The sequence below is a fragment of the Erwinia sp. V71 genome (assembly GCF_965644245.1).
Lineage (GTDB): Bacteria > Pseudomonadota > Gammaproteobacteria > Enterobacterales > Enterobacteriaceae > Erwinia.
This window is the reverse complement of record NZ_CBFFRK010000139.1, coordinates 1-12270: the sequence shown is the minus strand read 5'-3', so window position 1 is coordinate 12270 and position 12270 is coordinate 1. Positions and strand designations below refer to the sequence as shown.

The window sequence follows — 12270 nt, the reverse complement described above, 5'->3', positions numbered from 1 at the left end:
CAGGATAGCTTATCGGTAGCTAACCGTCCCTCCATCCACATGACCAAGCGTTGCACTTATTATCTGAATTCGCGAGCCACCAAATCACTCTCCGTGGCGCGTAAAACGCCAATCGTATTTGGCATGCTGCTGTCGATGTCGATGATCTTCTGTAACTACGTTGATTCCATCTACCTGATTGTCTTCTTTATGGCGCTGGCGTTCCTCGGCAAAGGCATTGGGGCGCTGGGCTGGGCGGTGATGGCAGACAGCGCGCCAAAAGAGATGGCGGGTATGGCGGGCGGCCTGTTCAATATGTGTGGCAATATTGCCGGTATTATCGCGCCAGTGGTGATTGGTTATATTGTCAAAGCGACAGGCCATTTTGAGTGGGCGCTGGTCTTTGTGGCCGCACATGCACTGATGGCGATCTTCAGTTATCTGGTGATTGTCGGCCCAATCAAACGTATTGAACTGAAGAAAAAAGAGACCAGCGAGTTTCTCGGCTAAGCCGGGAACACGGCGGATAAGCAGCGGCGGGTGCACGCATCAGTCAGCAAACAGGCGGTGAGCGTGGCTCGCCGCTTTTTTTTATCTAATTTTGCCGCTTCGGGTTTACCTTTTGCGCGCATTCTGCACACTTAAGCTTTAGCCATTCAGTAAAGGATTTTTGGGATGTGGTATCAGCAGACAATAACACTGACAGCAAAAGCGCGTGGTTTTCATCTGGTTACCGATGAGATTGTCGATGCGCTTCCCCGCCTGCGTGAGATACAGACGGGTCTGCTGCATCTGTTACTGCAACATACCTCGGCCTCACTGACGCTGAATGAAAATTGCGATCCCACTGTGCGTAGCGATATGGAGCAACACTTTTTGCGCCATGTCCCGGAAAATGCGCCGTATCAGCATGATTATGAGGGAGCGGATGATATGCCTGCGCATATCAAATCCTCGATCATGGGCGTGTCTTTGCTGCTGCCCGTCAGCCGCGGACGTCTGGTACTGGGCACCTGGCAGGGGATCTGGCTCGGCGAACACCGCATTCATGGCGGCGCTCGACGGATTATCGCCACGCTACAGGGGGAATAATAATGAACACTTCGGATCTGCTGTCGTATTGCATGGATAAACCCGGCGCAGAGCAGAGCGTCCATAGCGACTGGAAAGCCACCCAGATCAAGGTGGATGATGTGCTGTTTGCCATGGTGCATGAGGTGCAGGGGCGTCCGGCGGTATCGCTGAAAACCTCACCTGCGCTGGCGGAGCTGCTGCGCGATCAGCATCAGGATGTACAACCCAGCGAACATCTGAATAAGTCGCACTGGAGCACGCTGTTTCTCGACGGGGCGCTGAAAGATTCGCAGATCTACTATCTGGTGGATGCCTCATTGCAGCAAGCGCTGAATACCCGCGCGGCTGGCAATGGTCACGGATAAACGGAGCCGGGAAGCCCGGCTCCGGCGGGGTTATGCCGCGTTTTCGTTACGCAGCGTGTTGATATCAATCACAAAGCGATACTTCACGTCGCTTTTCAGCATCCGCTCGTAGGCATCGTTAATCTGATTCATGTTAATCAGCTCGATATCGGACACGATGTTGTGTTTACCACAGAAATCCAGCATTTCCTGGGTTTCCGCAATGCCGCCAATCAGTGAACCGGCGATGCTGCGGCGTTTAAAGATCAGATTAAAGACCTGCGGTGATGGATGATCGTGTTCCGGCGCACCGACCAGCACCATGGTGCCGTCACGGCGCAACAGCGAGATAAACGGGTTCAGATCGTGTTGTGCGGCAACGGTGTTGACGATCAGATCAAAACTGTTGGCATGGGCTGCCATCTGATTCGGATCTTTCGAGATCACCACTTCATCTGCGCCCAGACGTTTACCATCGGCGACTTTCGATTCAGAGGTGGTAAACAGCACCACATGTGCGCCCATCGCATGGGCGATTTTCACGCCCATATGGCCGAGACCGCCAAGGCCGACCACACCGACTTTTTTACCCGGGCCCGCCCCCCAGTGGCTGAGCGGTGAGTAGGTGGTAATACCGGCGCACAGCAGCGGCGCTGCACCCGCAGGATCGAGGTTGGCCGGTACGCGCAACACAAAGTCTTCATCGACAATCACCTGCGTGGAGTAACCGCCGTAAGTGACCGCGCCGGTGTGGCGATCCTGGCCGTTGTAGGTGCCGACAAAACCATTTTCGCAATACTGCTCCAGGCCCTCTTCACAGCTTGGACAGGTACGGCAGGAATCGACCAGACAGCCGACACCCACCAGATCCCCCACGCTATATTTATGCGTGTGACTGCCAACGGCGGTCACCCGGCCGACAATCTCATGGCCAGGCACCACCGGGAAAATGGTGTTATTCCATTCGTTGCGAGCCTGATGCAGATCGGAGTGGCAGACGCCGCAAAACAGCACTTCGATTTGTACATCATGTTCACGCAGCTCGCGTGGTTGATAGTCAAATGGCGCCAGCTTTGATTTCGCATCCTGAGCGGCGTAGGCGTGCGTAATATTCATTGGTGTCTCCAGTTAATGTCGTGTCGTGAAATGACTGTTTAAGAGCAAACAGCAAAAGAAAGGACGCCTGTAAGGGTAGTCAATGAGGGGCGTTGTGGGTATGCCTGAAAATGTCTAAATCTTGCCTGATTCTGCAAGATTTTGGGGGATTAAGCAGAAGGCCAGCCGCCCCTTCTTGCTGGTGGGAGAGGCTGGATGTCTGACGACTCCTCCCCCGCGGGCGGGGGAGGGTGGTATTACGCTTTCAGCAGTGGCTTCAGGAAGCGCGCAGTATGTGACTGTTCGCAGTTCGCTACAGTTTCCGGCGTACCGGACACCAGGATTTCCCCGCCGCCGCTGCCGCCTTCCGGCCCAAGATCGACAATCCAGTCCGCCGTTTTGATCACATCAAGGTTGTGCTCAATCACCACAATGGTATTGCCCTGATCGCGCAGCTGGTGCAGCACTTCCAGCAACTGCTGGATGTCGGCAAAGTGCAGGCCGGTGGTCGGTTCATCGAGAATATACAGCGTTTGTCCGGTGCCGCGTTTCGACAGCTCACGCGCCAGCTTCACGCGCTGCGCTTCACCGCCGGACAACGTGGTTGCCGACTGGCCGAGACGAATATAGGACAGGCCGACATCGATCAGCGTCTGCAGCTTCCGCGCCAGCGCCGGAACCGCGGCGAAGAACTCATGAGCCTCTTCGATGGTCATTTCCAGCACTTCGTGGATGCTCTTGCCTTTGTACTTAATCTCCAGCGTTTCGCGGTTATAGCGCTTGCCTTTACACTGATCGCACGGGACATAAATATCCGGCAGGAAGTGCATCTCCACTTTAATCACGCCATCGCCCTGGCAGGCTTCACAGCGTCCGCCGCGCACGTTAAAGCTGAAACGGCCCGGGTTGTAACCGCGCGAACGCGCTTCCGGCACGCCTGCGAACAGCTCGCGCACCGGCGTAAAGATGCCGGTATAGGTCGCCGGGTTGGAGCGCGGGGTACGGCCAATCGGACTTTGGTCGATATCGATCACCTTGTCGAAATGCTCCATGCCGCTGATTTCGCGGTAAGGCGCCGGTTCGGCAATAGTGGCACCATTCAGCTGGCGCTGGGCAATCGGGAACAGGGTGTCGTTAATCAGCGTCGATTTACCGGAACCGGATACCCCGGTAATACAGCTGAACAGACCCACCGGCAGCGTCAGGGTGACATCCTTCAGGTTGTTACCGCGTGCACCCGTCAGTTTGAGCACCTTGTTCGGGTCCGCCGGGACGCGCGCCTGCGGCACGGCAATCTGGCGTTTGCCGCTGAGGAACTGGCCGGTCAGCGAGTCATCCTTCGCCATGATGTCGTCGATGGTGCCTTCCGCCACCACCTGACCGCCATGCACGCCCGCGCCTGGACCGATATCGATCACATGGTCGGCGGCGCGAATGGCGTCTTCATCGTGTTCGACCACAATCACGGTATTGCCAAGGTTACGCAGATGGATCAGCGTTTCCAGCAGGCGTTCGTTATCGCGCTGGTGCAGGCCGATGGACGGCTCATCCAGCACATACATCACGCCTACCAGGCCAGCACCGATCTGGCTGGCCAGACGAATACGCTGCGCTTCACCACCGGACAGCGTTTCCGCTGAACGTGACATCGACAGGTAGTTCAGGCCGACATTCACCAGGAACTTCAGGCGGTCGCCAATCTCTTTCAGCACTTTTTCGGCGATTTTCGCCCGCTGGCCGCTAAGTTTCATATTCTGGAAGAACGCCATTGCGTGACCAATGCTCATCTCGGAGATGGTTGGCAGGGTGGTGTTTTCCACAAACACATGACGTGCTTCGCGGCGCAGACGCGTACCTTCACAGCTGGTGCAGGCGCGATTGCTGATAAATTTCGCCAGATCCTCGCGTACCGCGGCGGATTCAGTCTCTTTATAGCGGCGCTCCATATTATGCAGCACGCCTTCAAACGGATGGCGACGCACCGAAGTATCACCGCGATCGTTGATGTATTTGAATTCGATATTCTCTTTGCCGGAACCGTACAGAATCACTTTACGGGCAGACTCATCCAGCGAATTAAACGGTGCTTCGATATCGAAGTCGAGATGCTCCGCCAGCGAACGCAGCATCTGGAAATAGTAGAAGTTGCGGCGATCCCAGCCACGGATGGCACCGCCTGCCAGCGACAGTTCCGGATTCTGCACCACGCGGTCCGGGTCGAAATATTGCTGCACGCCGAGGCCGTCACAGGTCGGGCAGGCACCCGCCGGGTTGTTAAACGAGAACAGGCGCGGTTCCAGCTCACTCATGCTGTAACCACAAATCGGGCAGGCAAAGTTGGCGGAGAACAGCAGCTCTTCGGCGCTGGTGTCATCCATATCAGCGACAATCGCCGTACCGCCGGAGAGTTCCAGTGCAGTTTCGAACGATTCCGCCAGGCGTTGCGCCAGGTCTTCACGTACCTTAAAGCGGTCGATCACCACCTCAATGGTGTGTTTCTTTTGCAGTTCCAGCTTCGGCGGATCGGAGAGGTCGCACACTTCACCATCGATACGCGCACGGATATAGCCCTGCGACGCCAGGTTTTCCAGTGTCTTGGTGTGCTCGCCTTTACGCTCTTTCACCACCGGCGCCAGCAGCATCAGACGCGTGCCTTCCGGCTGCGCCAGCACGTTATCCACCATCTGGCTGACGGTTTGCGCTGCCAGCGGCACATCGTGATCCGGGCAGCGCGGCTCGCCGACGCGGGCGAACAGCAGACGCAGATAATCGTGGATTTCGGTGATAGTGCCCACGGTGGAGCGTGGGTTATGCGAGGTGGACTTCTGTTCGATGGAAATCGCGGGCGACAGGCCCTCGATATGATCGACATCCGGCTTCTCCATCAGGGAGAGAAACTGGCGCGCATAAGCGGAGAGCGACTCCACATAGCGGCGCTGCCCCTCGGCATACAGCGTATCGAACGCCAGCGAGGATTTACCGGAACCTGACAGGCCGGTGACAACAATCAGTTTGTCGCGAGGGATGGTCAGGTTGATGTTTTTCAAATTGTGGGTGCGGGCACCCCGGACTTCAATCTTATCCATGCACACATTTCCCGGATTAAGGCAGACCTCACCATGCCTTCCCGAACGGCTAGGAGCGGCACAGCCAGAACTAAACGCGTAATTATGACACAAAAAAACCTGAATGGATATCCAGTATTCAGCTGCAACGTTGCAACGCGATGACACTTTTTTCGAGGGCGATCCGAAAGTAGGCACTGACCGGATGCCATGTTACTATTGAGTTTTTAGAATTTAATGAATACTCATCGGAGACACCAACATGGCCAGCAGAGGCGTTAACAAAGTGATTCTTGTCGGAAATCTGGGTCAGGATCCGGAAGTCCGTTATATGCCGAATGGTGGGGCAGTTGCCAACATTACGCTGGCGACGTCCGAGAGCTGGCGCGACAAGCAGACCGGCGAAACCAAAGAGAAAACCGAGTGGCACCGCGTTGTGCTGTTCGGCAAGCTGGCTGAAGTGGCGGGTGAATACCTGCGTAAAGGTTCTCAGGTGTATATCGAAGGTGCACTGCAGACGCGTAAATGGACTGATCAGGCTGGCGTAGAAAAATACACCACTGAGGTTGTGGTCAACGTCGGCGGCACCATGCAGATGCTGGGCGGTCGTGCGCAGGGCGGCGGCGCACCAGCGGGTGGTCAGGGCAACAACAACGGTTGGGGCCAGCCACAGCAGCCACAGGGCGGCAACCAGTTCAGCGGCGGCGGTGCGCCAGCGCGTCCACAGCAGAACAGCGCGCCAGTCAGCAATGAACCTCCAATGGACTTTGATGACGATATCCCGTTCTAAGGTTTCCCTTAGCGTCTGTCGCCAGTTAATGTCAAAAAAACCCCGATTTATCGGGGTTTTTTTATATGCGCTTTTACCAGTTTTCCAGCACGCGTTGCCGCACCTCTTCCGGATAGCCCTGCCCGAAAGACGCATGCAGATGGCGTTTGCTTTGCAGCGTGTCGAACACCACTTTCGCGCCTTTACCCGCGACATACTCCTCTTCGTTATAGCATTGCGGCAGACGGATGACGCGCTGATCTTCAAACACCACACGACGCCCAACCGGGTGTACGCGGGTTGACAGTGCCCAGACCACTTCACGCAGATTCGTTGGGTCAAAATCATCATCCACAACATACACTTTCGGGATAAACACCATCGCATCCGTGTCAAACAGCACTTCACCAATACGTTTTGCCAGCTGTTCACTGCTCATTTCTGGCAACTGCTCACGCCAGTTTTGCGGCATCACCACCAGTAACCAGTGCACGGTGGAGTCTTCCGGAATCCAGGTGGTTTTCACCGGCAGTCCGGCCTGACGCAGATACGTCAGCGCATCTGCCGCCAGACCCATCGCCCACAGTGTATGGGATTCATCCGTCGGACGCCCGGTCACGGACATTGGCCAGATCGGGTTATCGCGGTGGGTGATGGTTTCGACATGGAAGGTGGGCTGCGCCGATGATCCTTCACCCAGATAACCACCGTATTCGCCGTACGGCCCTTCCTGGCAATCGCGGGTGATCGAGACATGACCTTCAATCACAATCTCGGCCGTGGCCGGCACATCCAGATCGATGCTCACGGCTTTCACTACTGGCACCGGTTCTCCTGCCAGCGTGCCGATATAATCGGCTTCATCAGCCTGTGCCGGGATTGGAATACCCGAAACACAGGAAATGGCGGGAGCCGGACCCTGCACCAGCGCATAAGGCATCGGTTCGCCGCGAGCCACCCATTGTGTCCAGATTTGGCCGATATGCTGGCTTGGCACAATCAACCCCACCATGCGCTTGCCATCGACCTTCATCACCCGTGCAATGGACCAGTTAACCCATTGGCCGTCCGGTGTTTTCACAATCAGTGTACCCCAGGTGTTAGCATAACGACCGCCATCAGTATCGTGTGCAAAGGGGATCGGGAAACGGTCCAGGCTGGCATCATCACCCTGCAGAATGTTTTGCTGGCAAACGGCATCTGCGGAACTGACACGTACCGGAGGAATACCGGGTTTCAGACGCGCGGCAGACAGTGCTTCCACAATGTCCGGGCCGCTGGAAGCAGGTGCTAAACCGAGCGACATCGCCACGCGCGCATAGGGCATCTCCGGGCGTGAACAAAGCGCGGCTGGCGCGCCGAACAGGCGAAAACCCGGCGCCACGCCAGCGACGTTATGAAACAGCGGGGCAGGAGACTGGATTTCGTAACTGCGGCGGGTGATGGCACTGGGTTCAAAATCGCCATCGACTTCGCGATGAACGTGCATGATGTCACCCATCTCGTCGAGGGCTGCAATATAACTTCTTAAATCAGGATAATATTTCATCAGGCTCTCCTTAAGCCGTGAGTGACGATGAGCGTGGCCCGCTCCAGCGTCGGGTTAAATCGTTATCCAGGCCGAACTGGTCGAGAATGCGTGAGACGGTATGGTTGATGATGTCGTCAGTAGTGGCGGGATGGTTGTAGAAGGCAGGCATCGGCGGCAGCATCAGTGCGCCGGCACGCGTCAGAGCCAGCATATTTTCCAGGTGAATGGCGTTAAGCGGCGATTCACGTGGAACCAGCACCAGTTTGCGCTGCTCTTTGAGCGTGACATCGGCCGCGCGGTTTATCAGGCCATCGCCATAGCCGCAGCGAATGGCGGCCAGCGTTTTCATGCTGCAGGGCACCACAATCATGCCATCGGCGCGAAATGAGCCGCTGGAAATTGCCGCAGCCTGATCATGTTCACTGTAACTCCGCGTCGCGAGGGCGATAACCTCCTGTACACTGTACGGTGTTTCCATTTGAATGGTGGCGCGCGCCCATTTCGAAATTACCAGATGTGTTTCAACATCAAGCTCTTTAAGCGCGCGCAATACACGGACACCCATTGCAGCGCCCGTAGCGCCAGTCATGCCTACAACAAGCTTCATGCGGATTCCTGTCTCTGTATTTTTGGATTATAGTTTAAGTTCAAACTGTTTGTGTTCGAACTATATGTTTGCCGTTTAAAGGAGTCAAGCACCTCAATGTCACAACATCCTGATTTAATCCTTGCCGCCCCGCTGTGGCCGCATGGCGATAGCTCGCTGATGCATCTGATGCGCCGTGCGGGGCAGCACTCAACGACCTGCTGGACGCAGTGTGTTGATACCGGGCTTTCTGCTGTGCAATACGCGATTCTGGTGGTGCTGGCGGAAGAGACGGTCTGCGATCAGCAAACGCTGGGTAATCGGGCGGGTTTTGACAAAGCGACGGGCACCTATGTCATTGACCGCATGACAAAAAGCGGATTGCTGAAGGTGGAAATTGACGTGAATAACCGGCGACGTAAGCTGGTGTCGATGACCGCTGAAGGGCAGACGATGCTGAACAGGATGATTGAGCAGGCGAAAAGCGCAGAGCGATTGATCACTGCTGACCTGAATGAGCAGGATGTTGCTGATTTAAAACGTTTGCTAAGTAAGCTGGGGGGATTGCAGGAACCTGATGACAATCATTCCGCGGGCCGCCGCTGAGCACGGGGGCTATTAACAGTCTGCCTTGACTGCGTGTCTTTGGCGGATAAAGCCCTCCTGATGTTCAGGACCAGGAGGATTTCGGCAAAAAGGGCGGTAAACATGCCCTGATGATCTCTTTTGGGACGGTTATTTCTCCGCAAACGCCAGCAATGCATCGCCATCAAGGCGGTAACGCACCCACTCGCTCTGCGGTTTTGCGCCGATGCTGAGGTAAAAATCAATCGCTGGCTGGTTCCAGTCGAGCACACTCCATTCCAGGCGTCCGCATTTACGCTGTACGGCCAGCTGCGCAATATGTTTAATCAGCGCTTTGCCAGCGCCTGCACCACGGGAATCCGGCGAAATATACAGGTCTTCCAGGTAAATGCCATTACGGCCCAGCCAGGTGGAGTAGCTGGTAAAGAACACGGCATAACCCACCGTTTTACCGTCGATTTCGCAGATTAGCGCTTCGGTTTTACTGCCAGCGCCTAACAACGTTTCCTGAATTTCAGCGGCATTCGTGACCACTTCCTGCGGCGCTTTTTCATAAATAGCCAGTTCTACAATCATGTCGTAGATCGCAGTGGCGTCCTGCGGACGCGCCTGGCGAATCGTCATATTCATCGGTTTTCCTTATGACCTGTGGGTTGCAACTGACTAGCATATCAGTAAAACAGCGGCCTTTTACCGCTTGCTGACGAAAAAGAACGGGTCGGAAGTGCCTAAAATCAGGGGCAACAAGCCAGTGTTAACTTAACTAATTCCTCTTAATTTCAGCGTGTTATTACCTGTTGTATCACCAAAGCCAAATGATATAGTCATTGATGCACAACATCCCCCGACCCTTCTAAAAATACCTGATTAATGTCGGGATAAATCAAGCTGGTATAAGGAAATCGTAATGAAAGGCTTTACCTCTCTGGAATCATTTTTGACCACCATCCAACAACGTGACCCTCATCAACCTGAATTTCAGCAGGCGGTACGTGAAGTCTTTACTTCACTGTGGCCGTTCCTCGAACAGAATCCCCGTTATCAGGAACTGGGATTGCTGGAACGTCTGGTTGAACCTGAGCGTGCGATTCAGTTTCGTGTCGCCTGGACCGACGATCAGGGCCAGGTGCAGGTGAACCGCGCCTGGCGCGTGCAGTTCAACTCGGCGATTGGGCCGTTTAAAGGTGGCATGCGTTTTCACCCTTCAGTAAACCTGTCGATTCTGAAATTCCTCGGTTTTGAACAGACCTTTAAAAATGCCCTCACCACACTGCCAATGGGCGGTGGCAAAGGCGGTTCGGACTTCAATCCAAAAGGCAAAAGCGATGGTGAAGTGATGCGCTTCTGCCAGGCGCTGATGACCGAACTGTATCGCCATCTTGGGCCGGATACCGACGTGCCTGCCGGTGATATCGGCGTTGGCGGTCGTGAAGTCGGCTTTATGGCGGGCATGATGAAAAAGCTGTCCAATAACACCGCCTGTGTCTTTACCGGTAAAGGTCTGTCGTTTGGCGGCAGCCTGATTCGTCCTGAAGCGACCGGTTACGGTCTGGTGTATTTCACCGATGCGATGCTGAAACGTCATGGCCTCGGTTTTGAAGGTAGCCGTGTCGCGGTTTCCGGGGCGGGCAATGTGGCGCAGTATGCCATCGAAAAAGCGATGGAACTGGGTGCGCGTGTGGTGACCGCTTCAGATTCGGCGGGCACGGTGGTGGATGAAGCAGGCTTTACCGCGGAAAAACTGGCGCATCTGGCAGAAATCAAAAACCAGCGTTACGGCACGGTCGAAGAGTATGCGCGTGAACGTAATCTGGTGTATCTGGCAGGCCAGCAGCCGTGGAGCGTGCCGGTGGATATCGCACTGCCCTGCGCGACGCAAAACGAACTGGATCTGCCCGCTGCACAGCAACTGATCGCCAATGGTGTGAAGGCCGTCGCGGAAGGTGCCAATATGCCGACCACCATTCAGGCGACGGATGCGTTTCTGGATGCTGGCGTGCTGTTTGCGCCAGGCAAAGCGGCGAATGCCGGTGGTGTGGCAACATCGGGCCTGGAAATGGCACAGAATGCGGCACGCCTGAGCTGGAAAGCGGAGAAAGTGGATATTCGCCTGCAACATATCATGCTGGATATTCACCAGTCCTGCGTTGAGCACGGTGGTGAAGGTAAGCAGACGCACTATGTCCACGGCGCAAATATCGCTGGCTTTGTTAAAGTGGCGGACGCCATGCTGGCGCAGGGCGTGCTGTAAGCCTCTGGCCGGTGCCATGATAAGTTTGAAAGCCCCCCCTTCACAGGGGCTTTTTGTCTGTTATCGGTCAGAGTAATGTCATGACTGGCTGCTTAAAAACGCCAGTAAATCTGCATTCAGCTGATCCTGATGCGTCACGGCAAAGCCATGCGGGCCATTCTCATACACTTTCAGTTGCGCACCGTTAATCGACTCTGCCGCCAGTTTACCGGTAGTGGCAAAGGGCACGATCTGGTCGTTATCTCCGTGGATCACCAGCGTTGGGACATCGACTTTCGCCACATCTGCGCGGAAATCGGTTTCGGAGAAGGCCGTGACGCAATCCAGCGTGCCTTTTAACGACGCCAGCAGGGCGATATTCAGCGTCTGGGTCAGCACGCCATCGGAAACCGTTTGTCCGGCGTTGGTGCCATAAAACGGCGCGGCGAAATCTTTAATAAACTGGGCGCGGTCCTTACGCAGTCCGGCTTTAATGCCATCAAACACCGACTTTTCCACCCCCTGTGGGAAATCCTCAGCCTTGCCAAAAATCGGCGTCACTGCGCCGAGCAATACCAGTCCGGCAACACGCTCACTACCGTACTTACCCATGTAGCGTGTGACATCACCGCCACCCATTGAGAAGCCCACCAGCGTAACGTCGCGCAGATCGAGGTGGTTAATCAGATCGTTAATATCAGACGCGAAAGTATCGTAGTTATAACCCTCCCACGGTTGATCGGAACGGCCAAAACCGCGACGGTCAAACGCAATTACCCGATAGCCGCGCTCCGCCAGAAAGTTCATCTGGCTGTCCCACATATCGGCATCCAGCGGCCAGCCGTGACTGAAAAGAACCGGTTTACCGTTGCCCCAGTCTTTATAGTAAATCTGTGTGCCATCCTGCGTGTTAAATGTACTCATGATGTTGCCCTCTGATTAAGGAAGGTGCGATTTAATCGGTGGGGTTCAGTGGAGTCCTTAGCTGTATTAGCCTTACCTTAGCTGAGCT

Annotated in this window: 12 protein-coding genes; 6 read left to right on the top strand and 6 right to left on the bottom strand. The window is 55.3% G+C overall.

From position 1 onward, the window contains the following. The 3 genes from ACSZO1_RS19660 to ACSZO1_RS19650 form a co-directional block, all read left to right on the top strand. On the top strand, positions 1 to 489 hold a 489-nt coding region (locus ACSZO1_RS19660), incomplete at its 5' end, for an MFS transporter (RefSeq protein ID WP_437615658.1). A gap of 165 nt (positions 490 to 654) precedes the next feature. Then, on the top strand, positions 655 to 1071 hold the full coding sequence (locus tag ACSZO1_RS19655) for a secondary thiamine-phosphate synthase enzyme YjbQ (protein ID WP_437615656.1): 417 nt from the start codon (positions 655 to 657) through the stop codon (positions 1069 to 1071). A gap of 2 nt (positions 1072 to 1073) precedes the next feature. Continuing rightward, positions 1074 to 1418: an MmcQ/YjbR family DNA-binding protein gene (locus tag ACSZO1_RS19650; RefSeq protein WP_437615654.1), complete on the top strand. Its 345-nt coding sequence runs from the start codon at positions 1074 to 1076 to the stop codon at positions 1416 to 1418. A 30-nt stretch (positions 1419 to 1448) separates the two neighbouring features. Here ACSZO1_RS19650 and ACSZO1_RS19645 read toward each other — a convergent pair whose 3' ends face one another. Together ACSZO1_RS19645 and uvrA are read right to left on the bottom strand one after the other, a co-directional pair. Further along, a complete protein-coding gene (locus tag ACSZO1_RS19645; protein ID WP_437615652.1) occupies positions 1449 to 2513 on the bottom strand; it encodes an NAD(P)-dependent alcohol dehydrogenase in 1065 nt (354 codons plus the stop codon). A gap of 236 nt (positions 2514 to 2749) precedes the next feature. Further along, positions 2750 to 5578, bottom strand: coding sequence for an excinuclease ABC subunit UvrA (gene uvrA / locus ACSZO1_RS19640; protein ID WP_437615650.1), 2829 nt, complete (start codon positions 5576 to 5578; stop codon positions 2750 to 2752). A gap of 241 nt (positions 5579 to 5819) precedes the next feature. On the opposite strand from uvrA, the gene ssb1 reads away from it, so the two are divergent. Further along, the gene (gene ssb1, locus ACSZO1_RS19635; protein ID WP_437615648.1) at positions 5820 to 6347 is read left to right on the top strand and encodes a single-stranded DNA-binding protein SSB1; all 528 of its coding nucleotides are present in this window, start codon (positions 5820 to 5822) and stop codon (positions 6345 to 6347) included. A 73-nt stretch (positions 6348 to 6420) separates the two neighbouring features. Here the strand turns inward: ssb1 and ACSZO1_RS19630 are convergent, their stop codons facing one another. Further along, positions 6421 to 7875 carry a UbiD family decarboxylase gene (locus ACSZO1_RS19630; RefSeq protein WP_437615646.1) on the bottom strand — a complete coding sequence of 485 codons (1455 nt, stop codon included), beginning with the start codon at positions 7873 to 7875 and terminating at the stop codon, positions 6421 to 6423. 10 nt (positions 7876 to 7885) lie between these two features. Further along, positions 7886 to 8464, bottom strand: coding sequence for a non-oxidative hydroxyarylic acid decarboxylases subunit B (locus ACSZO1_RS19625; RefSeq protein ID WP_437615644.1), 579 nt, complete (start codon positions 8462 to 8464; stop codon positions 7886 to 7888). Between the two features lie 96 nt (positions 8465 to 8560). On the opposite strand from ACSZO1_RS19625, the gene ACSZO1_RS19620 reads away from it, so the two are divergent. Continuing rightward, complete coding sequence (locus tag ACSZO1_RS19620) at positions 8561 to 9049, top strand: MarR family winged helix-turn-helix transcriptional regulator (protein ID WP_437615642.1); 489 nt, start codon at positions 8561 to 8563, stop codon at positions 9047 to 9049. A 129-nt stretch (positions 9050 to 9178) separates the two neighbouring features. On the opposite strand, the gene ACSZO1_RS19615 is transcribed toward ACSZO1_RS19620, so the two are convergent. Then, on the bottom strand, positions 9179 to 9658 hold the full coding sequence (locus ACSZO1_RS19615) for an N-acetyltransferase family protein (protein WP_437615640.1): 480 nt from the start codon (positions 9656 to 9658) through the stop codon (positions 9179 to 9181). A gap of 277 nt (positions 9659 to 9935) precedes the next feature. On the opposite strand from ACSZO1_RS19615, the gene gdhA reads away from it, so the two are divergent. Beyond that, a complete protein-coding gene (gdhA, locus tag ACSZO1_RS19610; RefSeq protein ID WP_437615638.1) occupies positions 9936 to 11279 on the top strand; it encodes an NADP-specific glutamate dehydrogenase in 1344 nt (447 codons plus the stop codon). A gap of 78 nt (positions 11280 to 11357) precedes the next feature. Here gdhA and ACSZO1_RS19605 read toward each other — a convergent pair whose 3' ends face one another. Continuing rightward, positions 11358 to 12182, bottom strand: coding sequence for an alpha/beta fold hydrolase (locus tag ACSZO1_RS19605; protein WP_437615636.1), 825 nt, complete (start codon positions 12180 to 12182; stop codon positions 11358 to 11360). Positions 12183 to 12270 lie beyond the last annotated feature (88 nt).